At 69.7% G+C, this 23,432-nt stretch carries 32 protein-coding genes; 24 read left to right on the top strand and 8 right to left on the bottom strand.

Features of this window, described 5'->3' with window-relative positions; translation table 11 throughout:
• The first annotated feature begins 84 nt into the window (after nt 1-84).
• From ABD811_RS23535 to ABD811_RS23510, 6 genes are all read left to right on the top strand, one after another.
• On the top strand, nt 85-1,146 hold the full coding sequence (locus ABD811_RS23535) for a hypothetical protein (protein WP_344951573.1): 1,062 nt from the start codon (nt 85-87) through the stop codon (nt 1,144-1,146).
• The gene (locus ABD811_RS23530; protein WP_344951571.1) at nt 1,140-2,801 is read left to right on the top strand and encodes a PEP/pyruvate-binding domain-containing protein; all 1,662 of its coding nucleotides are present in this window, start codon (nt 1,140-1,142) and stop codon (nt 2,799-2,801) included. Before ABD811_RS23535 ends, ABD811_RS23530 begins: the two co-directional genes overlap by 7 nt.
• Nucleotides 2,798-4,192 carry an RtcB family protein gene (locus ABD811_RS23525; protein ID WP_344951568.1) on the top strand — a complete coding sequence of 465 codons (1,395 nt, stop codon included), beginning with the start codon at nt 2,798-2,800 and terminating at the stop codon, nt 4,190-4,192. Before ABD811_RS23530 ends, ABD811_RS23525 begins: the two co-directional genes overlap by 4 nt.
• Nucleotides 4,167-4,952: a glycosyltransferase gene (locus ABD811_RS23520; protein WP_344951565.1), complete on the top strand. Its 786-nt coding sequence runs from the start codon at nt 4,167-4,169 to the stop codon at nt 4,950-4,952. Before ABD811_RS23525 ends, ABD811_RS23520 begins: the two co-directional genes overlap by 26 nt.
• Before the next feature lie 357 nt (nt 4,953-5,309).
• Complete coding sequence (locus ABD811_RS23515) at nt 5,310-5,693, top strand: hypothetical protein (protein WP_344951562.1); 384 nt, start codon at nt 5,310-5,312, stop codon at nt 5,691-5,693.
• 175 nt (nt 5,694-5,868) lie between these two features.
• The gene (locus tag ABD811_RS23510; RefSeq protein WP_344951559.1) at nt 5,869-6,051 is read left to right on the top strand and encodes a hypothetical protein; all 183 of its coding nucleotides are present in this window, start codon (nt 5,869-5,871) and stop codon (nt 6,049-6,051) included.
• On the opposite strand, the gene ABD811_RS23505 is transcribed toward ABD811_RS23510, so the two are convergent.
• The 5 genes from ABD811_RS23505 to ABD811_RS23485 all read right to left on the bottom strand — a co-directional run bounded on the left by ABD811_RS23505 (nt 6,048) and on the right by ABD811_RS23485 (nt 7,934).
• Nucleotides 6,048-6,437 carry a hypothetical protein gene (locus ABD811_RS23505; RefSeq protein ID WP_344951556.1) on the bottom strand — a complete coding sequence of 130 codons (390 nt, stop codon included), beginning with the start codon at nt 6,435-6,437 and terminating at the stop codon, nt 6,048-6,050. The two genes, ABD811_RS23510 and ABD811_RS23505, sit on opposite strands and share 4 nt — an antisense overlap.
• 132 nt (nt 6,438-6,569) lie before the next feature.
• Nucleotides 6,570-6,860, bottom strand: a complete 291-nt coding sequence (locus ABD811_RS23500) for a hypothetical protein (protein WP_344951554.1) — start codon at nt 6,858-6,860, stop codon at nt 6,570-6,572.
• Nucleotides 6,861-6,917: 57 nt separating this feature from the next.
• Nucleotides 6,918-7,052 (bottom strand): Thoeris anti-defense Tad2 family protein, encoded by a 135-nt coding sequence (locus ABD811_RS23495; RefSeq protein WP_344951551.1) that lies wholly within the window; start codon nt 7,050-7,052, stop codon nt 6,918-6,920.
• 20 nt (nt 7,053-7,072) lie between these two features.
• On the bottom strand, nt 7,073-7,573 hold the full coding sequence (locus ABD811_RS23490; protein ID WP_344951547.1) for a hypothetical protein: 501 nt from the start codon (nt 7,571-7,573) through the stop codon (nt 7,073-7,075).
• 46 nt (nt 7,574-7,619) lie between these two features.
• The gene (locus ABD811_RS23485) at nt 7,620-7,934 is read right to left on the bottom strand and encodes a hypothetical protein (protein ID WP_344951544.1); all 315 of its coding nucleotides are present in this window, start codon (nt 7,932-7,934) and stop codon (nt 7,620-7,622) included.
• A 229-nt stretch (nt 7,935-8,163) separates the two neighbouring features.
• On the opposite strand from ABD811_RS23485, the gene ABD811_RS23480 reads away from it, so the two are divergent.
• The 6 genes from ABD811_RS23480 to ABD811_RS23455 all read left to right on the top strand — a co-directional run bounded on the left by ABD811_RS23480 (nt 8,164) and on the right by ABD811_RS23455 (nt 12,211).
• Nucleotides 8,164-8,400: a hypothetical protein gene (locus ABD811_RS23480; RefSeq protein ID WP_344951543.1), complete on the top strand. Its 237-nt coding sequence runs from the start codon at nt 8,164-8,166 to the stop codon at nt 8,398-8,400.
• 22 nt (nt 8,401-8,422) lie between these two features.
• Nucleotides 8,423-8,755, top strand: a complete 333-nt coding sequence (locus ABD811_RS23475; RefSeq protein WP_344951540.1) for a hypothetical protein — start codon at nt 8,423-8,425, stop codon at nt 8,753-8,755.
• Nucleotides 8,756-8,787: 32 nt separating this feature from the next.
• Nucleotides 8,788-9,312, top strand: a complete 525-nt coding sequence (locus ABD811_RS23470) for a hypothetical protein (protein WP_344951537.1) — start codon at nt 8,788-8,790, stop codon at nt 9,310-9,312.
• A 272-nt stretch (nt 9,313-9,584) separates the two neighbouring features.
• Complete coding sequence (locus ABD811_RS23465; RefSeq protein ID WP_344951535.1) at nt 9,585-10,085, top strand: hypothetical protein; 501 nt, start codon at nt 9,585-9,587, stop codon at nt 10,083-10,085.
• A gap of 379 nt (nt 10,086-10,464) precedes the next feature.
• Entirely contained in the window at nt 10,465-10,629 is a 165-nt protein-coding gene (locus ABD811_RS23460; RefSeq protein ID WP_344951533.1) for a hypothetical protein, read from the top strand.
• A 208-nt stretch (nt 10,630-10,837) separates the two neighbouring features.
• Nucleotides 10,838-12,211 carry an AlbA family DNA-binding domain-containing protein gene (locus ABD811_RS23455; protein ID WP_344951531.1) on the top strand — a complete coding sequence of 458 codons (1,374 nt, stop codon included), beginning with the start codon at nt 10,838-10,840 and terminating at the stop codon, nt 12,209-12,211.
• A gap of 256 nt (nt 12,212-12,467) precedes the next feature.
• On the opposite strand, the gene ABD811_RS23450 is transcribed toward ABD811_RS23455, so the two are convergent.
• A complete protein-coding gene (locus tag ABD811_RS23450; RefSeq protein WP_344951528.1) occupies nt 12,468-12,719 on the bottom strand; it encodes a hypothetical protein in 252 nt (83 codons plus the stop codon).
• Between the two features lie 210 nt (nt 12,720-12,929).
• Between ABD811_RS23450 and ABD811_RS23445 the strand changes: the two genes are divergently transcribed.
• The 6 genes from ABD811_RS23445 (at nt 12,930) to ABD811_RS23420 (ending at nt 16,756) form a co-directional block, all read left to right on the top strand.
• Nucleotides 12,930-13,325 carry a hypothetical protein gene (locus ABD811_RS23445; protein WP_344951526.1) on the top strand — a complete coding sequence of 132 codons (396 nt, stop codon included), beginning with the start codon at nt 12,930-12,932 and terminating at the stop codon, nt 13,323-13,325.
• A 61-nt stretch (nt 13,326-13,386) separates the two neighbouring features.
• Nucleotides 13,387-13,602, top strand: a complete 216-nt coding sequence (locus tag ABD811_RS23440) for a hypothetical protein (RefSeq protein ID WP_344951524.1) — start codon at nt 13,387-13,389, stop codon at nt 13,600-13,602.
• A 117-nt stretch (nt 13,603-13,719) separates the two neighbouring features.
• A complete protein-coding gene (locus ABD811_RS23435) occupies nt 13,720-14,568 on the top strand; it encodes a helix-turn-helix domain-containing protein (protein WP_344951521.1) in 849 nt (282 codons plus the stop codon).
• Between the two features lie 50 nt (nt 14,569-14,618).
• Nucleotides 14,619-15,374 carry a DUF6879 family protein gene (locus ABD811_RS23430; protein WP_344951520.1) on the top strand — a complete coding sequence of 252 codons (756 nt, stop codon included), beginning with the start codon at nt 14,619-14,621 and terminating at the stop codon, nt 15,372-15,374.
• A gap of 171 nt (nt 15,375-15,545) precedes the next feature.
• Nucleotides 15,546-15,680: a hypothetical protein gene (locus ABD811_RS23425; RefSeq protein ID WP_344951517.1), complete on the top strand. Its 135-nt coding sequence runs from the start codon at nt 15,546-15,548 to the stop codon at nt 15,678-15,680.
• Nucleotides 15,677-16,756 (top strand): methyltransferase domain-containing protein, encoded by a 1,080-nt coding sequence (locus ABD811_RS23420; RefSeq protein ID WP_344951515.1) that lies wholly within the window; start codon nt 15,677-15,679, stop codon nt 16,754-16,756. Before ABD811_RS23425 ends, ABD811_RS23420 begins: the two co-directional genes overlap by 4 nt.
• Before the next feature lie 218 nt (nt 16,757-16,974).
• On the opposite strand, the gene ABD811_RS23415 is transcribed toward ABD811_RS23420, so the two are convergent.
• Entirely contained in the window at nt 16,975-17,520 is a 546-nt protein-coding gene (locus ABD811_RS23415) for a flavoprotein (protein ID WP_344951512.1), read from the bottom strand.
• Between the two features lie 15 nt (nt 17,521-17,535).
• Nucleotides 17,536-18,795 carry a hypothetical protein gene (locus ABD811_RS23410; RefSeq protein ID WP_344951509.1) on the bottom strand — a complete coding sequence of 420 codons (1,260 nt, stop codon included), beginning with the start codon at nt 18,793-18,795 and terminating at the stop codon, nt 17,536-17,538.
• 186 nt (nt 18,796-18,981) lie between these two features.
• Between ABD811_RS23410 and ABD811_RS23405 the strand changes: the two genes are divergently transcribed.
• From ABD811_RS23405 to ABD811_RS23380, 6 genes are all read left to right on the top strand, one after another.
• A complete protein-coding gene (locus tag ABD811_RS23405) occupies nt 18,982-19,314 on the top strand; it encodes a hypothetical protein (protein WP_344951507.1) in 333 nt (110 codons plus the stop codon).
• The gene (locus ABD811_RS23400) at nt 19,311-20,081 is read left to right on the top strand and encodes an SAM-dependent methyltransferase (RefSeq protein ID WP_344951504.1); all 771 of its coding nucleotides are present in this window, start codon (nt 19,311-19,313) and stop codon (nt 20,079-20,081) included. Before ABD811_RS23405 ends, ABD811_RS23400 begins: the two co-directional genes overlap by 4 nt.
• A 190-nt stretch (nt 20,082-20,271) precedes the next feature.
• The gene (locus ABD811_RS23395; protein ID WP_344951502.1) at nt 20,272-20,592 is read left to right on the top strand and encodes a hypothetical protein; all 321 of its coding nucleotides are present in this window, start codon (nt 20,272-20,274) and stop codon (nt 20,590-20,592) included.
• Between the two features lie 352 nt (nt 20,593-20,944).
• Complete coding sequence (locus tag ABD811_RS23390; protein WP_344951499.1) at nt 20,945-21,472, top strand: HAD family hydrolase; 528 nt, start codon at nt 20,945-20,947, stop codon at nt 21,470-21,472.
• A 32-nt stretch (nt 21,473-21,504) separates the two neighbouring features.
• Entirely contained in the window at nt 21,505-22,326 is an 822-nt protein-coding gene (locus tag ABD811_RS23385) for an endonuclease/exonuclease/phosphatase family protein (protein ID WP_344951496.1), read from the top strand.
• Nucleotides 22,327-22,365: 39 nt separating this feature from the next.
• Nucleotides 22,366-23,319, top strand: coding sequence for an endonuclease/exonuclease/phosphatase family protein (locus tag ABD811_RS23380; protein ID WP_344951493.1), 954 nt, complete (start codon nt 22,366-22,368; stop codon nt 23,317-23,319).
• Nucleotides 23,320-23,432: the final 113 nt, after the last annotated feature.

The raw sequence follows: 23,432 nt of genomic DNA, 5'->3' as shown, positions 1-23,432 counted from the left end.
ACGCCGTGGTGATCGCGCTCGCCAAGGGGCGGCCCCAGCCCTCGGGCAGGGGCCGCCCCTGTACCGCCCCTGGCGATTCCCGGCATGACGATCGCGCGCAAGGGAGACCCTGCTATGGAGCTGCGCTGGCGCGAGCTGGTGGTCTGCGACTACGAAATCGAACTCGGCGACGTGGGCGCCCTCGTCGAGTACGACCTGTACGGGCGGGGGCTACAGGCGGCCCCCAGAATGCTGCTCGGCGAGCCCGCCCCGCTGGGCATCACCCGGCGTCCGGGCGTCATCGACATCCCCGCCGCCCGCTACGACGACTTCTGCCGCCGCGTGCGCACGCGGCTGCTCACCCTGCAGGGCGCGCTGCAGGCACGCGACGTATTCGACGCGGCCCGCGCCCGGCTGTCCGACGCGATCCACGCCCTAGAGGTGGCACTGATCGCCGCCGTGCCGCCCGCAGGGCTGGACGAGCTGGCCATGGCGCTGGACGAGGTGATGGCCTTCCATACGCTCAACTGGATGCTGCCGACCCGGGAGGCCGCCGAACATCTATCGATGTTGCTGGGCAGCGCGGAGGCAGGCCGCGCCTGCCTGCTGGCGCAGATGGTGCCGACCGTTCCCGCGCATCTGCTCGACGTGCACGCGCTGCTGCTGGAGACCTCCCAGACCGGCGACCTGGCGGCGTTCGCCGACCGGGCCGGATACCTGCAGGCGCAGGGGATGGCCAAGACCGCCTGGGAGAACCCCGCCGCCGTGGCCGCCAGCGTCGCCGCCTTACGCGACCGCTGGGCGGCCGAGGACCACGATGACCCCAGCGTGCAGCTGACCGCCCTGCACACCGCCCATCAGACCGCCGACCGGCGGCGCGAGGCCCTGTACGCCGCGGCGTTGCTCGCCTCCGCCGACGACCCCGCCGCCTACGAGCGGACTCAGGCCATCGCGGTCGCATGTCGGCTCGCGGCCGACGAGGAGGAATATCGCAAGCAGGCCCAGCAGCGAGTCCTGCGCGGCCTGCGCATGCTCGGCCAAGCGCACGGCATGGACCCCACACGGCTGACCCTCGACCAGTTCATCGACCTGCGCTGCGGCCCGGCCACCGACCGGCCCGCCGCAGGCGCCGACCGGGGCGCCGACGCGGGGAGGTCGCCGTGCTGACGCTGCGAGAGGCCGCCGCCTCCCCCACCTCCGGGGGGAAGGCGCACGTGCTGGGCCGTCTGCAGGTCGCGGGAGTCCCCGTGCCCGATGGACTTGTCCTGCTGCCGGACGAGGTAGCGAGGATCGCTGCCGAAGACGGCGGCGAGCTGTGCGAGCGGCTGGCACGCTGGGCTACCGAGCACGCACCCCACGGGCTGGTCATGCGGTCCTCGGCGGCCGGTGAGGACGGACAGCACGCCAGCTTCGCCGGGCTGTTCGCCTCCCGCTTCACCCCGGCCGTCCCGGAGCGGATCGCCGAAGCGGTGAGCGAGGTTCACGACTCCCTGCACAGCCCGACCGTGCAGGACTACGCCGCCGCGCTCGGGGTGGAGCCGCCCGCCCGCATGGCCGTGCTCGTCCACACCGCCGTCCGGGCCGCCTGCTCGGGGGTGCTGTTCACGCGCTGGAGCATGGACAGCTGGCGCATCGAGACCACCCTCGGCCTGGCGACTCTGCTCGTGGCTGGGGACTGCGCCCCCGACGTCATCGAGCCCGGCCCGGCCGACGGCGAGACCGTCGAGCAGATCGCGGAAAAGTACGCGGCCGCATTGCCCGCAGCGCGCGGCGAGCTGGACATGCCGCCCGGCGAGTGGATCGACTGGCCCGGCGGCGGACGGGCGAAGCTGGTGTTCAGCGGCGACGGCCTGATCTACGCCCGGCCGCCCCGCGAGCTCATCAACGCCCCGGCACTCGATCCGCACGGCCGGAAGGCGCTGCTCGCGCTGGCCGACCGCGCCCACACCGTTCTCGGTGCCGGGCCGCTGGACATCGAGTGGGCTCGCGACGGCGACGGCAACCTGTGGCTCGTCCAGGCCCGACCCGCCACCCGCTCCCCCGACACCCCACGCGACGACGCGCGCCAGCCCGCGCCCCAGTCCGCTCGGCCGGACGGGGCGCCGATGGTGCTGGCAGGGCAGGGCGCTTCACCAGGCACCGCGACCGCATCGGCCACGGTGATCATGGACGCGGAACAGGCGGAGCGGATGCGCGACGGCGACATCCTGGTTTCCGGTCCGGCCCGGCCCGAGCTGGTCCCCGCTCTACTGCGGGCATCCGGGATCGCCTGCGCCGACGTCGGTCTGCTCTGCCACACCGCGATCGTGGCCCGCGAGCTGGGCAAGCCCTGCGTCACCGGGCTGCTCACCGCGCCCGAAACCGTCATCGACGGGCAGCTGGTCACCGTGGACGGGGACGCCGGGACGCTCACGCTCCACCCGGACGGCGGCACGACCGCTCCCCAGCTCCCGGAACCGCCGTCACAGCACCGGCGCACCCCCGAGGGGCTCCAGGTGGTCACCCAACCTCCCGCGTCCCCATCGGACACCCCGGTCGTGCTGGCCCTGGACCATCAGACCCGGGCTCTGCTGGACGAGCAGCCTCTCGACACGCTCATTTCGGTGGGCGTGGCCGCCGTGCTGCTGCCCGCCGGCACCACGCCACCACGGCGTCTGGTCGACCTCGGCGCCCGGCTGACCATGCTGTCGGACGGCATCGGCCTGCTCTGGCTCACGCAGCCGCCGCCCGAATGGGCCACGCAGCCCCCGCTGGTCTGGGCGGGCCTGCCCGGCGGCCCTCTCACCTCCCGCACCTCCGCCGAAGGAGACAGCCCGCGATGACCGCGCCCGTCGACCTCCCCCCAGCCGGACGGCTGCGGCTGCACTGCGACGCGTACCTGACCGCAGCGTTCCTCGCCTCACCGCTGGCCGAGTTGCTGCGCGCGGTCGCCGGGCTGCCCACCGTCGCCCAGGTCGAGGTGTTCCCCGACATCGCGGCCAAGACGGTCGGCGTACCGACGGGCGTCGTCGTGACGACCCAGGGGCCCGACCCGATGGTGCTGCCCACAGCCGTCCCGGACGTGGCCTGCGGATTCGCCGTCATCGCCACCGGTATCGACGCCCGCGCCTGGAACGTCGGCCAAGCCCGCGAGGTGTTCGCCGACATCACCACAGCGATCGGCGTCACCTCCCCGACCCGCCGGGCCCCCAGGATCGACATCGAGCAGGTCCTCACCGAGGGCGCGGCCGCCCTCGGCGCGCCGGACCGCTACCTCGCCCACCCGGCGCTGACCGAGCAGCCGCCCCGACCCGGCCACCCGGGCCTGCTGCCCGCAGGCCTGCGCCGAGCCCTTGCTGACCACGCCGGATCGGTCGCCGGGCACTTCATCAGCCTCTACACCGCCCACCCACTCCCCACCACCGCGCATGCCGGCGACCATGCCACCGTGGTGGAAGGCGAGCTGGTGCTGGTCGTCCACACGGGAGCCCCGGCCATCCGCGCCTGGGCCTACGACGCGCTATTCGCTCCGATCGCCACCCGCTGCCTGCACCTCGGTCTGATCGGTCCCGAGCTCGTCGCAGCACACCAGCTGTTCGGGCTGCCCGCCAGCGACCCGTTGTCCCGAGCGTTCCTCCAGATGTCCGACACCGCCGTCTGCTACGGATACGCCAACCGGCAGCTCGTGGCCGATACGGTCCTGGCGGTGCTGGACTCCCACCGGCCCGCCCGCATCGGCCCGCCGCGGCTGCTACGGCACACCGGCCACGGCTGGTACCACCACACCCCTGAACGGCCGGACGCCATGGTCCGGTCCGGGCGGGGCATCCAGCCCCTCACCGGCCACCAGGCCCCGCCCCCGGTCACCTTCGTCACCGGCGGGGAACGCACACACGCCTACCTGTTCACCCCTGGCCGTAAGGCCGCCTCCACAGGCGGGCTGATCGGGCACGGCACACCGATGTGGACCCCCCGTCGAATCCCGCCGCACCTGCGCCAGCAAGCAGGCCCCGCGACGCTGGCGACGTTGATCCGCTCGGTCGCCGCGGCCGCCGCCCGCTCCCACACCAACACCGCCCACGACCGGCGGACCTGGCGCCGCGACCTGATCAATCTGGAGCTCGCCGCCGCATCCCTGGAAGCGACCGGGCTGGCGCGCCGCGCCGCCCGGCTGATGCCGTGGGCCAACTACAAGGAGAAGCACGTCGATGCCGTCACCCAGCCCCGCTCCTGAACCGCCCGCCCCCGAACTGTCGGTGATCATCCCGGCCCGTAACAACTACCCTCACATCGCGGCAACCCTCGACGCCGTCCGCGCCGCATGGCATGACGTCGAGGTGCTGGTGGTCACCGACACCCGCACCACGGGGCCGACGGCCGCCGACACCCGCACCTACGCCCTCACCACCGACGCCAGAGTCCGCCTCCTGGACGTGCCCGGTGCCAAGGCCGCAGCCGTCCACGCCGGATTCACCGCCGCCCGCGGCCGGGCCGTCGCCTACCTCGACGCCGACTACGGCCTGGAGGCAGACCCCACCGACCTTCAGACCGCGGCCTGCCGGGTCCTGTCCGGCGAGACCGACTGCATAGCAGCCCACCGCGATCAACATGACTGGTCCCGCGCTCGCCGTTTCAAGACCAACGGCTTCATCCTCGCCACCCGGCTGCTCTTCCCACACCTGCCCGTGCGCGACACTCAGGCTCCGCTGAAGGTCATGAACCGGGCCGCGGCCGATCTGGTCGCCCAGACCGCGACCTGGCGGACCTGGGCATTCGACGTCGAGCTCCTGCACCTGCTGGACACCGCCGGGCTGAGCGTGACCGCGCAGCCGGTGCACTGGGCCGGGCGGGGCGGTGAACACTCCTGGGCTTCCCTTGTCCTCGTAACGCTCATGGCCCCGGGCATGGTCCGGGGGCTGCTGGCGGCTCGGCTGCGCACCTGGGGCCGACGCCGGAAAGCCGTCCTTTCGGGCCGCCGCGATTCTGGAGCGTGATGACCGGCGCCGCGGTACTGCTCGCACGTGGGTGAGCGGCGTGCCTGAGCGGGGGCCTCGTACCCGCGACGTCAACGGGATTCCGTATGAGTCACCGTGTGAGATCTCTTGCCCCAGGTGCCCGATGACGCCCGGCCTCCGCCGGGCAGGTGCACTAGGCTCCAGGCAGGTCTTCCCATTGAAGGGGTGACGGTCAGGGAGAGGGATGTCCGGTCCCGGCCTGTGGCCGCGCGTACCGGCGGGCGCCCGCCACCTGAAGGACCGGGGCCCTGTCACCCCGCCCACGAGGAAGGGGCCGGCGTCGCACCACGGCTGGACGCCGGGCCCACCCTACCCCGGATAGAGCAGGAGCTGATCATGGGCGTTGTCCTGGACCCCACCCCGGAGATGGAGGGGTACCGTGTTGAGGCCCGCCGGGAGTCCTTCTACCTCTACAGCCCTCCGGATTTGCGGTTCCGCGTGACGCAGGAGGGGTTCGCGTTCCCCGCCGGGGACCGGGCCGCGGTCCGGGCGGCGCTGGAGCAGATGCGTACCTGGCTCGACGACCCGGCCACCGTCACCGACGACTACACCACGGTGCATGAGGAGCTGCCGGTGTGGCGCGACGGCGAGGAGATCCTCGTCCGAGGCGATGCGGGATGGCTGGTGGTCTATGGCTGCGACCAGCCACGCACGAGCGCCCTTGAGGTGGTGTACTCGCATCTGGACGCGCTGCGGTCCGCGCTGTCGCGGGTGTCCTGAGACAGCGGACGGGCCCCTGCTCCTCCTGGGCTGGAGGGTCGGGGGCCTTCTCCTCTGCGGCTACTAGGAGCTGCAAAGTGAGGTCAGCAGGTTCGCCGCGATACCGGATTTCAGGTATCGCGGCGAGCCGCCCCCGCGGAGGATGGAGACCACATCACCCCGTCAAGGAGGCAACATGGCCGCGTTCGTCCCCAATCCCACCCAGGCGCTGAGGCTCAAGGTCCTCGCCGAGGACGGGTCGGATTTCGGTGAGAAGCTCGATACCTACCAGCGTTTCCACGACGCCGCCGCTGAGACTGGCGAACCCTGCTGCCCGTGCCTCACCTGTGCCCCTGACGAGCGCAAACTGACCAGTTAGGGGTGGAGGCTGACGTAGTGACGGGCGACTGCGGCGACTAGCTCCTCGATGTCCTCGGCCGTGTTGGGGTCGTCCTTGCGGACCTGATTGATCGGGTAGCCGCGGTGGCTGAGCGGGTGCGGGCCGGGGAGCATGTCCGGCGGGCCGCAGCGGACCGAGCCGGTCAGGGACCAGTCGCCGGCGTCGAAGGTTGCGCCGCTCACCGGGGAGGGAGCGAATGTCACCGTGACACCGTTGCGCGGGTGCAGACCGAAGAAGAAGGGCTGGGCGTGGAGAGCGCCGTTCCAGTAGGGGCCCTCCAGGGTGTAGTTGACGCCGCCCTCGATGGTGAAAGTGAAGACGGCCTCGACGGTGTCACCGGCGACGTGCAGGCGGGTGGTGTTCATGACGGGCACCTCCTCTCTATGTCTTCAATTTTGGCCTAATTGAAAGACATAGTCAAGTGGTATGCCCACCTGGTCGCTCGTCCCTGGCCTGCTGGCGCATCCCGGCGGCGGTCAGGGACGGCGCAACCGCTGCTAGGCCAGCGGAAGCCGCCGCGTCCGTCCACTGGTCACATGCGAGTACCGAGGGTTGCCCGCCCGCGTGAGGCCGAGCGACAGCACCGCCCGGCCCGCGCCTGGCCGCCATCGCTCGATGATCCGCCCGACCCAGTAGTAGGCCAGACCGACCGCGCCCGCCGCCAGGGCGGTGGCGATCTCGGTCAGCAGCGTCTCCGGCAGGTCCAACTTCAGCCGTGCCGCCAGGTCGGCCAGAACCGCGACAAGGATCGGCACAGCCGTCCGCACGATGCTCGCGTACACCTGCATGTCTCCCTTCTGTCGATCGGGTGCCAGGACCGGCACGGCCACCTGCTCACCCGCTGATCACTTCCCACCGTCCGGGATGCGCCAGTCCTCGGCCAGCACATCCGACACGGTCGGCTGCCACGACAGGAACGCCCCGTCGACGCCCCGCAGCACCAGACGCGCCTCGGCATCCGCGCGACACCGATCATCCATGCCCGGCACGTCGCCTCGCCTCAGCCCAAGGAAGTCAGCGTGCCGCAGAACTGCGCCTTCACCAGCTTCCCTGTCGGCGCCGCCGACGGATCGGACGGCCACTGGCTGATCTCCAGGCCGAAGCGGTGACCGGAGTTGACGTAGCTGAACACGTGGTAGTGGTAATGCATCCGTGCCGGGTACAAGGGGTTCCCGTCGCCGCCGGTAGGGACCGGGACGGCCGAGGTGTAGAACTCGTGCGGCTCGTGCTCCTCGACCCGGTCGCCCGCGGCGCTGACCTCATACTGGCGGATCTGCAGTTCCACGGACGTCCCGAAATCCTCGAGTCTGAGGACAAGCTTGCCGTCCAGGTATCTGGGGCCGTTGCAGATCAGCGGGCTGTCACCGCTGTGGTGCCCGGCCGCGTCGGAGACATCCGTGTCGAAGCGGATCGGCACCCACCGGCCCGGCAGGCGCAGCCGATCCGACGGCGGTACCGCGATCGCGTCGCCCGTCCATGTCGTGTTCAGGTACTCCGGCACCGCTGATCCTCCTCTTCCTGGCCGCCATGATGTCCCTGTCGGCGGGTCACCCCAGGGTGTTGACCAACCCTTGGACTACGGCGACCATCACCCCGACGGCCGACACGATCACGGTGATCACCCCGATCGTCCGGCGATGCCTGTTCTCCAGCTCGCTACGGGTCACGCCCTCGGCCTCCAGCCGCCGGATCCGCTGCTCGTGATCGCGACCCTGGTCCTGCAGTGCGCTGAGGTTCTCCCGCACCACCTTGAGATCGCCGATGATCTGCTCGCCCTGCTGCACGCAGCGCTGGACGAGGTCGTAGATCTCCCGGCCATCGATAACGATGACACCGGTCCGATCGTGCGGGCTTTCGGCCATAGATCAACAGTACGCGCGGTCAATGGATACCCAGCGGATCGCCACGGTCTGTCATTCCCGGCGGTGCGGGGCCCGCGTCCCCCCGGTGGCACGGGCCCCGCCGATCACAGCGAGGAGGTGACTCAGTTGCCGGATATGCCCGACGCTCCACACTGTACGCGATCATTGACCTTCACCTTCCGTTCCGGTCGTCGCCGTGACATGGCACCGGGGTGTGACAATGCCTGCCATGACAGCCCCCCAGATCATGTACCAATACGTGACCAAGGGCGGAGCAGTGATCGACGCGCCCGCCCCCCAAGGCGCATCACTCAAGGGCGCCGCCGAGCTGGCTGCCGCACTGCTGGAGCGAGAGGACACCACCGCGTTGATCATTCAGACGGTTACCGGTGGATACGCGACGGTGCGTGTCAGCGATATCGATCACATCGCGATCGAGCCGCCGTACGACCCGCCACAGAGCTGATCCCCCGGTTTCAAGGAGACCCGTGCGCACATCCATCACTCCCACCTACAGCACCACCGACACCGGTCCCCGCTACCACGTCACGACTCTCGTGCATGACCGCACGGTCACATTCAGGCGGCCGATCGACGATCCCTTCGTCCGAAGCACCGTCACCGTGAGCTGGCCCGACCTGTTGCGCGGGCTGCTGCGCGGCCACCTGGACGTCACGGTCGTCGTCGGAGCCGATCCGGAGATGATCGAGGACGTTCTGGAGCTGAACGCCGACTACCGCGGCCTGCCCGGCTCCACTCGCCGCACCCAGTCCGATCAGGAGCTGCGCCAGACCATCCAGCGTTTCGGGAGGTCACTGTGACCCGGCTCCGCCGCCCTAGGGAGGACTCCCGGATGCTCGACCAGCTCGGTCCCGTCGAGATCTACCCGGTCGGCCTCCTACGGGACCTGCGGGAATTCGCCAATTCCGTGGATCGCCGCCAGGCATGGCGACGGCTCCCCCGCCGGCTCGCCTGGCCGATCCACCGCGCCCGGGAAGGACGCTGGCGCTCGGCGCGACAATATTTCAACGGGTACCTCGCGGAACCCAGACAGTTCCCGCCGGGAGTCGCACGTTGCGGCACCGGCTGGACACGCGGCCGCGCCTACCGGGACCTGCTGCGCATGGCCCTCGCCGCCGAGCAGACCGCGCGGGCGCCCCATCCCGCCGCGACCATCGCCGTCATGGCGCTCCCCGGCGATGGCCCCGAGATACCGTTCCTGCTGATCGTCTCCGGCTGGCGCGACCCTGACGCCCTGGACGAGCTCGACCGCGAGCGACTCAGGGAAGCCTCCGGCGCCCGGGCCGTGCTCCTGTTCAGCGCCCCCGTACAGGTCGCGCCATGGCCGCAGGGGCAGTCGCGGCTCACGGGGATGTGACCGGCTGCCCTGCATCGTGATCATTGCAGAAAAGTCGTCATCGCTACGCCAGTGATGTAATGATTAGTCACGGTTCCTGAGGCGGGGGATGGCCAAGGGAACGATGCCCCCGGAGACGGGGATGGCACGACCGGCGTGCGGACCGCCCCAGACCGGGCGGTGGTGGTGACGGTCCGCACGCCGCTGGCACCATCGCACGGCCCTGGGATCCGACCCTCTGGCCGGAGCCACTGGGGGCGCCTCGACCGTCGCCGGTTGGCAAACTGTGCCGCATGGCGACCATCGAAACGATCCAGATCGCCTCAACGCGAGATGTGCCCGGCATCGGAGCGGCCTGTCACCTGCGCTGGGGATCGATCGACACCTACGCCCCGGTCTCAGATGTCCGCGACACCGCAGAAGACCTGTTCACCTGCGCAGCGTACGCCGACCTCATGGGCAAGATGCTGCGGATGCAGATCGCCGGGGAGGTCATCACGGCCTTGATGACCGGCCTGGCCACGGGCCGGGATCGCCCGTTCTTCGGCCACCCCACCACCGTGACACTGCAACCTGCCGGGTCCTCACGCCAGCGAACCGGCGTGGTCCTGGTCAAGCGCGGCTCGATGAAGGGGTGGCTGTCCCCCGAGGAGGCGCGCGGCATGGGCCGGAAGCGACGCCGCGGGGTCAGCCGCCCGAGGTGTCGCAGTTCTGCGGCGTCGGGCGTAAACGATGAGCGCTCTGCCCTCGCGCAATTCTTGATGGCCGCACCTTTCCTTAGGGGAGGTCGGTGAGCCCCCCTAATGAGGCAACCTCAAGTTGCCCCCTGGCGAGCCGCGGAGATGCGCACCAGGTGAGCACCTGTAGCCGAAGGTTGCAGGCCCTGAGGAGTTGGACGGGCGCTCGGAAGCGAGAGCCCCGGGACGATGCCCGGGGCTCTCGCACCCCAGGGAGAGATGTATACCCGCGATCAGGGCACCGCCCTGATGGGAGCGACGGCGGGGCACCCCGCCACGGGTCCGCAAGCTTGGCCTACTCGATAGCTGTGTCAAGTAGGCGCCTGCGGGCTGACAGTGCACCTCAGACGCCATCACGCCACTTCCCGCAACCCTAGCTATGTCTTAAAGTTTGGCCTATAATAAAGACATAGATGCGTAGCGGAAGGACAGCGACATGGACTGCGAACTCTGCGGCGAGGAGATCAAGACCGACGAGTACGGCTTCCCAGTCAACCAGGCAGGCGAAGAGGTATCAGAGTTCATCGACCCCAACAACCCCACCAGGACCGTGCTCGGACACTTCCAGTGCGCCATGGACGCGGGTCTGCGGATGGCCTGACCGGCAAGCGAAGCCCCCGGTGCGACACCCGGGGGCTCAGCCGCCCTCGCAATGTGCAGTCGAACCGCCGTATCCAGACTCGCCGCCAGAGGCCGACACGTGACGAGCACCGTGACGTCCGCGCCGCCCCCCTCCTCATCACCCTTCATCTGGGACCTGGACCGACAAACCTCCCATATAGCCCAAAGGAGCGGAGTAGCATTCCGAGGTGGCGTTCTCTATCGACGCATCCAGCGCCTTCCTGCTGCCCTCGCAACTGCGGCGCCTAGCCGAAGCAGTGCGCGACGCCGGCCCGCACGACGAGTCCAGGTGGGTCGAGTGGAAGAGCACCCTGCCCCTCGGCACGGACCAGGCGCGAGTACATCTGGTCAAGCACATCCTTGGGTTCGCCAACCGATCACCTGACGTGGCCGCCCGATGGGCGGCGGGCTACGGCTACCTGCTCATCGGCGTCAGCCCCGGAAAGGTCCCTGGCGTCACCTCGGTCGATCACAACGACATGGAGCAGGATCTCAAGCCGTACATCGGCCCGGACCTGGTATGGCACGCCGAATACGTCGAACTGGACGGCAAGGATGTGCTCATCCTGGTGGTGGATCCACCGAGCTACGGCGACCCCATCCACTACCTCCGTAAGCCTTTGCCGCATCCGAGGGGCGAGGGATTCGTCCATTCGGAGCACACCGTGTTCATCCGACGCAACGCCCAGACGGTCAAGGCAGAGCCCGGGGAATGGCGGATGTTGCTGCAACGATTCGCCACCACGCAGAATCGCCTCGATGTCGAGCTCGTCTCTTCTCAGCCACAGGTCGAGAGGTGGGCGGACTTCCCCGAGCACATCGAGTTGCACCTGGAGCAGCACCGTGAGCGGCTTCTCAACGCGCGACACCAGGACGGCAAAGCCCTTTCATCCGTTGGACGTTACCTCGCCAGCCAGGAGACGCGCACCTGGGAGGAGTACGCCGCCGAGGTGGACGCGCACCTGGAAGAACTGAAGGAGCGTTTCAAAGAACGGTTCTTCGATGAGCAACTGCGACACGAGCCGGGAGGGCTGTCCCTAACTCTGGTGAACCGCGTGGATCGGCCCTTCCGGGACGTAAGGGTCAACGTAACGGTTCAGACAGACGGCAAGCTGTTCAGCCCCGGACCAGTCGACGAGCAGCTTCCCGAGTTCCGGCTTCCTCGACCGCCTCTCCCCTACGGCGCCCCCATGCCGCCAGTGGTCAACGTGGGCGAGATCCACGGCGGCCCCTTTCCCATCATGCCTGAAGGGCTCCAGAGGATGTTCTGCGGCTGGGAGGTGGAAGAACTCGGGGACGGCCTGAGTATCGAGTTCGACGCCGTCGACCTGCGTCCACGGGAGAGGCTGCGGCTGCCGCACGTGCCGCTTCTCGTAACCGCTGAGGTCGGCGCCGAACTGGTGGTGGAGTGGAGGGCGGCCGGGCTGAGCGCCGACGGTGAGCGAGGCGATCGATTCGCCATCCCCGTTGCTTCCTCCACTCTCAAGCCGCTGACCGGCCACGACCTGGGCAAGTGGAGAGAGCCCCCCGCAGACCAGGATGCGCCCACTGCGGAAGAGTGAGGCGAGTGGCCGCGCTGACACGGGCGTCACTCCTCCCGTATCGCCTCCAAGCACTTCGGACAGTCGATCTCACCGCGCCCTGGAATCTCATGCACACGCAGGCCGCACCACGTGATGGCCTGGACAGGGCCAGACGTGGAGGGCTTCATGAGGCGATGTGTGAACCGGTCATCCCTGCGCCAGCCCGTCGGCTCATCGCTGTAGGGCGCGGTCAGGATGTTGCCCATGTGGTCGTACCACTGGGACGTCCGCTCGCTCATTCTGCCATTCTCCTTCCTCGCAGGTATTCGCGTCCGAACCGCCGCCACTCCTCGGCGCCCTTTTCGAGCCCACACGCCGGGCAGTAGATGACGCTCGGCCGGGGGTCGTCGTCTCGGCGGCACGTCGCGTACAACACCCCGTCGCACTCGGCCTCGGGGCATGGGCCGATCTCGATGCGTTTCGCGCCGGACGGGTCGAGCATGGCGCGTGCCCGGCCGGCCAACTCCCGTACGACCGCGTCGTCCATCGCCCCCCTCCCGTTGACTGTGGCCTGGACACCGGGGAGCGGAACCGGTCCCCCCAGAGCGCGTCGCACTCAGTGCCGGTGACACTGCTGCACCGACCACTCCTTGATCGTCGCGTGGTGCACACTGAACACGTGCACGGCTCGGGGACGGCACGCCGGCGGCCAGTCCCCTGACCAGGACACGAGGCGACCGACCGGCACGGAGGCATCATGACGACCACCACAGGCCCCGGACAGGCCGCGCAGAACGCCGCCCGACGGCGCGGGATCACGCTGCCGCCCGAGGCGGCCAACGAGATCGCTGCGGCCGTCCTCGACCACTCCGACGGCCTGGACTTCGCTTCGCAGCGCATCGACCGGCATCAGTGGAGCAACCCCGACACCAGGGAGAACCTGCGAAGGAAGCTACGCCGGGACCTGGCGCTCCAGCTCGCCGACGGCGGAGTGGTGGCGGCCGGGCCGTTCACCGAGAACCTGACCTACCTCAAGGGCTGGATGCCCGGCGGCGACCGGCAGGAGGTGCCCGCGCACCTGGCCGAGAACGGCGACGCCCCCTGGGACTACGTGGAGGTCAAAGTGAGCGTGCCGATCAGGACCTTCGAGTGAGGTCCCCGCACACCACCGGCTGTGCGGCGGTGGCACCGGAGACGGACAGGCCCCTCAGCTGATGGCCGAGCTGTACGGGCTGCAGGTCGAAGACCTCCCGGAGGGATGGGAGCCGGTTGAGGCGGTCTGTGTCGTGAAATGCCTGCGGCCCGAGGACGCGGACTTCCCCTACGGGCTCATCGCGGTCGCCACCGGTGGCCTTTCCACATGGGAGGCCGAGGGCATGCTCAGCTGGGCCGCTCGCAACGCCGACGGGACCGAAGACGAAGACGGCTGAGCTAGCGCCGAGCAGGTTCGGCGGCTCGCGGATCCCGGCAACCTCCGGCAAACCCAGGGCCCGTATCGATCTGTTGTCGGTAGAACCGGGACTATGCCACCTCCCGTCTCGTCCTCCATGCAGTCCGCCCGGCAGCGTCTTGCCGACCAGCTGCGGCAGATCCGGGAAGACGCCGGGCTGACCGGCCGTGAGCTGGCACGCCGGGCTCGCTGGAAGGCCGGGGTGTCCAAGGTCAGCCGTATCGAGCACGGGCACCGGCCGATCTCGGCTGCGGACCTGCGGACATGGTGCGAGGTGTGCGGGGTGCCGCCCGAGCGCACCGAGGAGCTGCTGGCGGAGATGCGCGCGGTCGCGGGCATGTGGCAAACGCATCGCCAGCTCAACCGCGGCGGCCTCAAGGGCCGTCAGGAACGGCTGCGTGACGAGTACTGGCGGGTCAAGCTCAGCCGGGTCTACCAGACCAAGGTCATCCCCGGGCTCCTGCAGACCTCGGCCATGACGACGGTCTACCTCACGCAGGCGCGCAAGGAACAGCACTTGGCGCTCGACGACGTCGCCGCGGCGGTCGAGGCGCGCATGCAGCGACAGGAGTGCCTCAAGCGGCCCGATGCGCGATGGCTGTTCTGCCTGGAAGAAGACGTCCTGTGGTACCGGCCCGGCCCGGTGGAGGTGCATCGGGAGCAGCTGCGGCACCTGCTGTCGGCGATGTGCCGGCCCACCGTGTCCCTGGGGATCATCCCGCGCGACATCGACCGGCGCGGCGTTTCGCCGGACGAGTCGTTCACCATGGTCGATACCGAGCTCGTCGGCGTCGAGCTCGTCTCCGGCACGCTCACCATCACCGCCCCGGACGAGATCCGGCTGTACGCCGAAGCGTGGGACCGGCTGTGGTCCCTCGCAGTGCATGGAGAGGCGGCGCGAGCGCTCATCAGCGAAGCGCTTGAGGTTCTTGACCGGCCGCGCTGAGCGGGTGAGGGTCTGGGGCGGAACGCTCCCACAGATCCAAGGAGATCGCCGTGCGTGAGATCGACTTTGTCGGCAACGATCCCGATTCCGACCGCGAGGAATGTCCCGCGGTGTTCCGCGACCCGGTCAGCGGCGACTTCTACCAGCAGGGTCGGGTCGTGACCGATCCCGAGATCATCGCGGCCGTCACCGGGCACGGTGTGATCGGCGCCGACGAGGCCGTGGTCTGGCAGCCTGCGGCCATGGCACCCATCCTGGCGGAGGCGGCCACCGGCTCCTACGACCAAGGACGCCAAGGCCCTGGGCAGCCGACGTTCCGGCAGCTGCTGGCGACATGCACGCGCAGCGCCGTCCATCTGGAGATGCGCGACACCTACGACCCCACCACCCCCGCCTTCCGGGACTGGCTGTCGGGCGGGTCCGGCATCGACGACGGCTGGGACGACTGGTGTGAGCTGATCGGGTCAGCCGTGGCGCGCGGGGTGACGGTGCGGCGCGCCCGGATCGTGTCGGAGCCGGTGACCGATTACATCCGCTGGGAGCACATGGTGACCAAGATGAACATCAAGGCCGGTGAGGACGTGCGATGGCTGCCCCGGCCACAGGCGTCCGGCCTGCTGCTCCCGCACGCCGACCTGTGGATGTTCGACCAGCGGCTCGTCCGGTACAACTACAACTCCGGAGACGGCGCCAGCCTCAGGCAGTACGAGTTCGTGTCCGACCCGCGCCACGTCGCCCAGGTCGTGGCGGCGTTCGAGATGGTCTGGGAGCGGGCGATCCCGCACGAGCAGTACAACCCGGACTAGCTGGCAGGTCACGTAGCGGCAAACTGCGGCAAACCTCTGGCCTTTCCCCTCCCAACTGGAGCACTGTCTGTTCGCAGGATCTCACAGCGAGTGCTGCACAGGCAGACGCCGGCGCGGCGGGCAGATCACGCTGGACCGGCAAGACACGCAGCATCAGGAAGGAGTAGCCCAATGGGACGACGCGACGGCGGCCAGGGCGACGAGACCAAAACCGCCGGTGGAAGCGGCGACAGCACCAAGGGCACCGGGCACGGCGGTAAAGGCGACGGCACCAACGGCAACCCGAGCGACGGGCGCAAGTCGTGACCGACTGGCGTGAGGTGATGGAGCGGGTTCCCCGGAGCCTGTTCACCCCCTCGGTGATCTGGGCCGATCTCGGGCCCGGCCCCTGGGTGCGCGTGGACCGCGACGCCGATCCCGCCGAATGGGACCGTGTGGTGGCGCTCGACCAGCCGTTGATCACCCAGTTCCAGGACGGGGCGGCCGAGGGCGAGGGCCTGGCCACCTCGTCGCTGTCGATGCCGACCGTGGTGGCCGAGAGCCTGGAACAGCTCGACCCCTACGACCATCACCGCGTGCTGGAGATCGGCACCGGCTCGGGATGGACGGCCGCGCTGCTGTCGCACCGGATCGGGGCCGAGAACGTGACCACGGTGGAGGTCGATCCCGCGCTGGGGATGCAGGCCGCCGAACGGCTCAAGAAGGCCGGGTATGACTGCCGGATCGTCATCGGCGACGGCGCCGAGGGATGGCCCGCCGGAGCACCCTACGATCGGGTCCACGTCACCTGTGGGGTGTCGTGGATCGTGGCGGCGTGGGTGGAGCAGACCCGCCCGGGCGGTGTGATCGTGGCGCCGTACTCGCCCGGGTTCGGAGTCGGCGCGCTGGTGCGGCTGGACGTCCTGCCGGACGGGACCGCCAGGGGCCGGTTCGCCGGGTCGGCCGACTTCATGATGCTGCGCGCGCAGCGTCCCGCGGGCGGGCAGGCCCGAGAGTGGACTCGGGCGGCCGACCGCACGGTGCGCACCAGCCGCACCAAGGTGGACCCGCGTGCCCTGCGGTACGGGCCGGTCAGCGTCGATGTGGCCGTCGCCGCCCTGGTGCCGGGTGTGGTGTCGCGGTACTACGAGGACGACGACGGCGCGACGCTGTGGGTGCTGGACCGCGACGACCACAGCGGGCCATGGGCGTCGGTGGATTACGAGCCCGGCCAGGACGATTTCGAGGTCCAGCAGGCCGGTACCCGCCACCTGTGGGACGAGGTCGAACACGCCTACGTGCAGTGGCTGAGGTGGGGACGGCCGGACATCACCCGGTTCGGGCTGACCGTCACTCCCGAGGCGCACATGGTGTGGCTGGACGACCCCGACAACGTCATCTGACCACCGGCGGGCCTCAGCCGCACTCCAGGCAGAACGAGCAACACGCAGCGTGCGCGCAAAAGGAGCCCCGGTCCCTCCGCGAGAAAAGGACCGGGGCGCCTCCACATCGCGCTCTCAGACTAGCCGCGGCATCCGCTGCACGGCATGCTCTTTGCCCGTTTCGTCGCGACCTGCCCGCGGCTCTCCCCCGGCGTGCCCACGACGGTGGCGCGGGGATCTCACGCCTCCCACTGGGCGACCCGCTCCCGCACGGCCTCCCACGGGAACAGGTCACGGCTGGACTCCCCCAGGTTCGGGGTCGGCAGCGGATACACCTGCGGGTCGAACAACACCTCCACCCCGCAGCCGCGCAGAAACTCCACGCTCCGGCCGAAGGCCGGATGCTTGGCGAGCGTGGTGTTGGGGTTCGGCACCGCCAGCATCCGCGCCCCCGATGCCAGGCCCTCGTTCAGCAACCCGAGCGCGAGGGTGTCGCTGATCCCGGCCGCCCATTTGTTGATGGTGTTGAACGTCGCCGGCGCGACCACGAACCCCTCCGGCGGGAACGGCAGCACATCCGGGTCCTCCGGTCGCTTGTAGTCGTCCCGCACCGGATGCCCCGTCAGCTCGGCCAGCCGCGGGGCGTCCAGGAACTTCATGCCGGCCGGGGTGCCGATGACGCACGTGTCCCATCCCCGGGCCTGCGCCCAGGTGATGAAGCCGGGGAGATCTGCGGCGGGGCGTCCTCCGCATGCGATGACGTACAACACGGGCCGAGCGGCCATGGCGGCATTCACCTCTCAGGTTGAGGCCCCCAGGCGTTCGGCCAGCGCCCGCAGGTCGGGGTCACGGCGCTGGGAGGCGGCCAGCAGCCCGGAGGCGAGAGTTCGGGCAACCGGGTTGTACCGCACCTCCTGCGGCGCGACACGCTCGGCCTCCTGTAGCGCCCCGGCCGCCGCCGTGTTGTCGCCGCGCGCCCGGTGGGCGCGGGCCACGTCGATGAGCAGTGTGGAGCGCCGCTCCAGCAGCACTGGCGGCAGCCGGTCGGCATTGACGCGCCGGGCTCGCAGCAGCGCCTCCCGGTGGTCGTCCAGCTCGGTGGCCACCTGCACACCGTGGATGGCCAGGTTCACCGGCCCGAAAATCGCGTGCAGGTCGGCGAACTCCTCATCCAGCAACGCCCCGGCTACCTTGGCTTGTCCGAGCATTTCCCACGCCTGGGACCTGTCCCGCAGCGACGCGGCGGCCACCGCGCCGGTCAGCAGCAGCGCCCCCCACGTCGCGGCGTACCGGGCACCGTCGTGCATGCGCGGTAGGAGCGCGTCCGCTCCGTTGACCGCCGTGTCCACGGCCTCGGTCAGCCTGCCTCCGGCTAGGAACACGTTCGCCAGGCGCAGCGTCGCGGCCCCGACCAGTAGCAGGTCATCGGTGGCGCGTGCGGCCTGCAACGCACGATCGGCGGCCACGGCCGCGGCCTCTGAAGCGCCGAGCCGCTTGAGCAGCGACGCGGCCGCGTTGTGGATGTGCACGTACGCGGCGAGGACGTCACTGTGCGGGCCGCTGCTGTGGGCGTGCAGAGCCGTCTCACTGTCGGCCAGGGCACCGACGAGCAGTTCGCCCAGCGCGTTGTAGTCGGTGGACTGGCGCAGTTGCCAGGCCCGCCGTGCCCGTGCCTTCAATACGTCCGCAGCGGGAGGCTCGCCGGCACCAGCACGGCTCGGGGAGAACAGGGCCGTGCAGATCGCCGCGACGATCTCCGGGCTCGGATCTGCCATCCGCTCCTGGCCGGTCGGCGGCCCGAAAAGCTCCTCCTCCGCGCGACCACTGAGACGGCAGTACAGAAGCCGGTAACGGCGCCGCGGCAGGTGCGCTCCGGCCTCCCACTGTTTGATCATGTCCGTCAGCGACGCGAGGCGCGCGATGTGCGGCAACTCCGCCGTCGTGGCCACGCCGCGCAGCAGCTGGGCCATTTCTCCCCGCGTCCAGTACGGATCGTCTTCCCTGATGGCACGCAGCCGCGCACCGATCGCCTTCCTGAGCACCTGCTTGTCGGCGGACATGTTGCGATGCACCTCTTGCCGGAGGGGTTGAAGGGGAGGATCCGGACGCTTCTCGATTTCTCCCCGGTTCTCCCCCAGTTTGCCTCTTGAGCGGCCGACTGAACGGCGTGTTCACTATCCGAAACCGGATCACCACCACATCGCATCGCATCGCATTTCGGGAGACGGTTTCCTTTGTCCGCGAGTATGCACGAATCTGCCCAAAACGACACATATCCCGGCTGGTCGATCACCACCCCCGACAGCCGCTGCCACGCACAACGCACGGTCCCCCTGGCCAACCTCAGCGGGATCGACGCCGAGCTCGCCCTGCGGTGCCCGGTGTTCGGCCTCAACCGCCGCGACGTAACGACCACCGGAGAGGTCACGCTGACGGCGTTCTCCTGGCCCTGCGGCCCGGACATGAGCGTCCTGCGCGAACACCGCGCCGTCATGCTGGACGTCCTCCCGGCCGACGCCGCCGCCGACCGGGACGCCGCGGCCGGCACGATCGCGGGAATGCTGGGCGGGGCGTCATGACCGAACAGCTCCCCGGCGTCGACACCACCAGGCCGAGCATGGCGCGTGTCTATGACTACTGGCTCGGCGGCAAGGACAACTACGAGGTGGACCGCCTGGAGGCCCACCGGCTGGAACGGGATCTGCCGACCCTGCCGCGCATCGCCCGGCAGAACCGCGACTTCCACCGCCGCGCGGTCACCTACCTGACCGGCATCGGTGTCGACCAGTTCCTTGACCTCGGCGCAGGTCTCCCGACGGCCAACAACACCCATGACATCGCCCAGGCCATCAACCCCTCCGCCCGGGTCGCCTACATCGACAGCGACCCCATGGTGCTCGTCCACGGCCGCGCGATCCTCACCGCCGGGAAACACACCGCCATGGTCGAGGCCGACCTGCGTGCCCCCCACGCAGTCCTGAACCACCCCGCCGTCACGGACCTGCTGGACTTCACCCGGCCGGTAGGGCTGCTGCTCGTCAGCGTCCTGCACTTCGTCCCCGGCCAGGAGCCGTATCAGATCGTGCAGGAGCTGCGGGACCGCGTGGTGCCCGGCAGTCACATCGTGATCTCCCACGCGCTGCGCACCCCCCAGACCAGCGCGGCCGCGGCCAAGTACCAGGCCGCGGACGCAGAGGTGCGGGGCCGCGACCAGATCGCGGCCCTGTTCAACGGGTTCGAGCTCGTCGAGCCCGGGTTGGTGCCGCTCACCGACTGGCGCCCGGACCGCCCGCCGCATCCCGACACCGAGCCACTGCCGTTCCTGTGCGGGGTCGGCCGCAAATAGCGGAAGAGCAACCTGCCTCCTCCCGGGGGTGTGGCATCGGGTGCCCCGGCCCAGCAGCCGCCGAGCGGGCGCGTCCCGCTGGCCGGTTCCCCTCGCGGCGCGGCGGCCATCGACCGGACGCCCCTGGCGTCTGCACCGCCGCACCCGCCCCGGCATCTGACACCGAAGAGACACAGACTGGAGACGCCATATGCCCATCGCCATGCTGGAACGGCGCCGCGACGAGTACGGACCGCTGGAGACACTACGGGCAACCATGCGGCGGCGGATGCCCCTGCCGACCGTCCGCTACGTCTCCGAGGACGACGTGAAGGTGGCGCTGAAGGTCACCTACCGTCACCGCAGCGAAGAGATCGCGTGGCTGCCGGACCGCCAGGAGTACGTGTACCGCACCGGTCACGCGAGAGGGCAGATGCTCGGCTCCGACCCCGACACCGCCGCCGAGACCATCGCCACCGACCTGGGCGTGCCGATCAGCCCGCGCCCCCCGCAGAGACCTGCTGTCCCCTAACCCCTGACCTCCGGGCGCACCATCAGATCTCCCATCACGCCCGGAGGCGCACCCCGCGGACATGGCTGGGGAGTCCCTCCGCGGGTGCGTACGCGCCGTACGGCCTCGCGTCGTCCTCATGGCTGGCCACCGCGAACGCCGCGGGGTCGTACGGCCCCCTGCGGTGGATTCGCACAGTCGCCGAATCCTCCCCCACCTCCCTGTACGCCGGGTGACCGGTCATCCGGTCACCCGGGGGCGCACCTCCGCAACCCGAGCCCCAGCAGGAGCGCCCGTACGGGCCTGCGCCCGTCCCGGGCGACGGCGGGCGCAGGCCCTACCCACCCCGACCACTCCCATAAGGAACGACGCTGTGACCTTCTCGCGCACCCGAGCGCCGTTGAGCGATGTGTGGCATATCTGCTTCGACGTCGGCGGCACCATCGACCTGCGGTCCCCAACCGCCACCGACGACGAAGGGCTGTACCCGATCGACCCGGACGCGGTCACCGCGATGCACCGGCTCACGCAGCTCGGCCGGTCCCTGTCGGTGGCCTCCAACACGGAGGCCGACCGTCCCCGCGACAAGCCGCTGGCAGCAGCCGGCGTCACCCCGCTGCTGATGGGCGTGCTACAAAGCCACCAGCTCGGAATCAAAAAGCCCGACCCGAGATTCTTCGCGAAGATCATCACAACGTTCGGATACCTGCCGCAGCACATCTGCTACGTCGGGAACCGCCTCGACAAGGACGTCTTGCCCGCGCTGCAGGCCCGGATGCGGGCCGTACTGGTCGCCCCGGCCGGTGTGGCGCCCGCGACCCTGCCGCCGGACGTCCCCGTCATCCGCCACGTGCGGCACCTCCCCGACCTGTTCCTGCCACCGCAGGTCAGAACGTCCTAACGCACACCCACGAGGGACACACGGAGAACGCCATGCCACGACTGACCGTAGGAACGTGGAACATCAAGGACGGCGGCCTGTCACCCAACGGCGACGACCGGCTGTGGCGGCAGGTCGAAGTCATGGACGCTCACCCCCACGTCGACGTGTGGGCAATCCAGGAAGCCCAAGGCTGGGCCGCGAACGGCAGGCGGCTGCTGCATCAGGTCGCCGCCAGCCTGGAGATGCCCGGCCGTTATCTCGTCCCCTCCAACCATCACGGTTGCGACCTGGTGGTCCTCGTCAGGGAACGCCCCGGCCTGTGGGTCGTGCAGGAACAGCACGACACCGCTCACCCCTGGTGGCACGCCCTCGCTCACCTGGCACTGCTGTTCGAAGGCATGGCCTTGCACGTCATGAACGTGCACCTGGCCCCGTCCAACCCGCAAGTGAGACTGGCCGAAGCCCAGTGCTTCGGCCTGTTCCGCGACTGGAATGTGATCGCGATGGGCGATTTCAACGCCATGCCCGCCGGGCCACTGCCAACGGGTGACATCCCCGCAGGGGACAAGGTGCAACGCAAGCTCGACCAACGCCCCGCCCAGGCGCTGGCGGAGGCCGGCTTCCACGACGTCGCCACGGTCCTCAGCGACCCCACCCCTACAGTCGGCCACTCGAAACCAGGTGGGCTCGCCTACCGCTGCGACCGCATCGTGTCCACGCTCCCACCCGACACCTACACCTCCTACCAGGTTCTGGACGGCCAAGGACTCAGCGACCACCGCGCGGTGATCGCGACCTTCGACCTCACCAACTTCCGCCAGCCTGCCGAACGGATGCCGCCGTCTCCGCACCCACCCCCCGACAGAAGCTGACCCCACCCCCACGCCGTTACCGGTCCCCGAGGAGAGCCAATGGAGATCCAGATCGACTACATCAACTACGAACGCGGCGGACGCCCCAACGCCAACTACAGCGGGGACGGCGGCCTACCCGACCCCACGGGCCTGGTCCGCATCATGCTCTCCGGCTCCTGGCCCGCAATCCTCGGCGTGGGGGAGGCCGAACGCTGGGAGTTCAACGGCTACCAGGGCGCGTACGAGGCCGCCGTCGCGCTCCGCAGAGCCGGTGGCCCGCCGTACGTACCGTTCGTCGGGAGTCTCCCCCGCGAGGGCGGCCCGTTCGGCCCGGCGATCTTGGTTGACCCGACCGCCGTCGAGGTTCACCGGTGGTACGACCACCGGCTGGGCGATTTCGGCTCCCGGAATCGGAACCTGCTGGTGTGCTCCATCCCCGGCCGCAGCGAGGTGTTCCGTGTCCTCATCACCCACGGTGACATCCACGACGGCAACCAACGCCTGGCCGACGCCATGACGTTCGACCGCTTCGCCGACCCGGAAATCCCGTGCGTGATCCTGGGGGATTGGAATAGCACGTTGTCCGGCCCGATGTGGGAGGTCGGGGACTGGAACAACCCCGACCCGATGATGCACCAGCCCCACCGCCGCGCCCACAAGATCATGTTTCTGCACGGGCCCCGGCAGGCGGGTCCGCACGTCGCCGACACCCGGGCGCTGGACTACCTGTGCGGGTTCTGGACGCCAGGCCGCCGCCTGTGGCTGCGCCGCCGCCCCGCCCGGCGTGTGGGCGGCATAGGTTTCTATGACGTCGCCGAATTGGAGGGCGACTACACCCCGACGCAGTATCCGCACCCGTTCGGGCGTCCACCGCGCACTATCGACCGCGCACTGGTCAACCGGCCTCTTCGCGACGCGTACGTGCGGGGGAGTTACCGGGTGCACGACCCGCTGGACCCCTCGTGCCCCGACAGTGACCACAAACGCATCAGTTTCGTCCTGGACATGTAAGCGACGCCAGGCTGAGGCGCGGCGCTCCTCCGACATCGAACTCGCGCGCCACCTGGAGAATCCCGGGGGGCGATGGCAGAGCTGGAGGAGCAGCCTCCAGCACGGTGAACACC

The organism is Actinomadura miaoliensis (genome assembly GCF_039536785.1).
In the GTDB taxonomy this organism is placed as follows: domain Bacteria; phylum Actinomycetota; class Actinomycetes; order Streptosporangiales; family Streptosporangiaceae; genus Spirillospora; species Spirillospora miaoliensis.
This window is presented reverse-complemented; position numbering and strand designations above follow the sequence as displayed.

Coding starts and splice junctions, on each gene's coding strand:
- ABD811_RS23535 (WP_344951573.1), top strand. CDS start 85: ATGACGATCGCGCGCAAGGGAGACCCTGCTATGGAGCTGCGCTGGCGC.
- ABD811_RS23525 (WP_344951568.1), top strand. CDS start 2,798: ATGACCGCGCCCGTCGACCTCCCCCCAGCCGGACGGCTGCGGCTGCAC.
- ABD811_RS23520 (WP_344951565.1), top strand. CDS start 4,167: ATGCCGTCACCCAGCCCCGCTCCTGAACCGCCCGCCCCCGAACTGTCG.
- ABD811_RS23515 (WP_344951562.1), top strand. CDS start 5,310: ATGGGCGTTGTCCTGGACCCCACCCCGGAGATGGAGGGGTACCGTGTT.
- ABD811_RS23510 (WP_344951559.1), top strand. CDS start 5,869: ATGGCCGCGTTCGTCCCCAATCCCACCCAGGCGCTGAGGCTCAAGGTC.
- ABD811_RS23505 (WP_344951556.1), bottom strand. CDS start 6,437: ATGAACACCACCCGCCTGCACGTCGCCGGTGACACCGTCGAGGCCGTC.
- ABD811_RS23500 (WP_344951554.1), bottom strand. CDS start 6,860: ATGCAGGTGTACGCGAGCATCGTGCGGACGGCTGTGCCGATCCTTGTC.
- ABD811_RS23495 (WP_344951551.1), bottom strand. CDS start 7,052: ATGGATGATCGGTGTCGCGCGGATGCCGAGGCGCGTCTGGTGCTGCGG.
- ABD811_RS23485 (WP_344951544.1), bottom strand. CDS start 7,934: ATGGCCGAAAGCCCGCACGATCGGACCGGTGTCATCGTTATCGATGGC.
- ABD811_RS23480 (WP_344951543.1), top strand. CDS start 8,164: ATGACAGCCCCCCAGATCATGTACCAATACGTGACCAAGGGCGGAGCA.
- ABD811_RS23470 (WP_344951537.1), top strand. CDS start 8,788: ATGCTCGACCAGCTCGGTCCCGTCGAGATCTACCCGGTCGGCCTCCTA.
- ABD811_RS23465 (WP_344951535.1), top strand. CDS start 9,585: ATGGCGACCATCGAAACGATCCAGATCGCCTCAACGCGAGATGTGCCC.
- ABD811_RS23460 (WP_344951533.1), top strand. CDS start 10,465: ATGGACTGCGAACTCTGCGGCGAGGAGATCAAGACCGACGAGTACGGC.
- ABD811_RS23450 (WP_344951528.1), bottom strand. CDS start 12,719: ATGGACGACGCGGTCGTACGGGAGTTGGCCGGCCGGGCACGCGCCATG.
- ABD811_RS23445 (WP_344951526.1), top strand. CDS start 12,930: ATGACGACCACCACAGGCCCCGGACAGGCCGCGCAGAACGCCGCCCGA.
- ABD811_RS23440 (WP_344951524.1), top strand. CDS start 13,387: ATGGCCGAGCTGTACGGGCTGCAGGTCGAAGACCTCCCGGAGGGATGG.
- ABD811_RS23435 (WP_344951521.1), top strand. CDS start 13,720: ATGCAGTCCGCCCGGCAGCGTCTTGCCGACCAGCTGCGGCAGATCCGG.
- ABD811_RS23425 (WP_344951517.1), top strand. CDS start 15,546: ATGGGACGACGCGACGGCGGCCAGGGCGACGAGACCAAAACCGCCGGT.
- ABD811_RS23415 (WP_344951512.1), bottom strand. CDS start 17,520: ATGGCCGCTCGGCCCGTGTTGTACGTCATCGCATGCGGAGGACGCCCC.
- ABD811_RS23410 (WP_344951509.1), bottom strand. CDS start 18,795: ATGTCCGCCGACAAGCAGGTGCTCAGGAAGGCGATCGGTGCGCGGCTG.
- ABD811_RS23405 (WP_344951507.1), top strand. CDS start 18,982: ATGCACGAATCTGCCCAAAACGACACATATCCCGGCTGGTCGATCACC.
- ABD811_RS23400 (WP_344951504.1), top strand. CDS start 19,311: ATGACCGAACAGCTCCCCGGCGTCGACACCACCAGGCCGAGCATGGCG.
- ABD811_RS23395 (WP_344951502.1), top strand. CDS start 20,272: ATGCCCATCGCCATGCTGGAACGGCGCCGCGACGAGTACGGACCGCTG.
- ABD811_RS23385 (WP_344951496.1), top strand. CDS start 21,505: ATGCCACGACTGACCGTAGGAACGTGGAACATCAAGGACGGCGGCCTG.
- ABD811_RS23380 (WP_344951493.1), top strand. CDS start 22,366: ATGGAGATCCAGATCGACTACATCAACTACGAACGCGGCGGACGCCCC.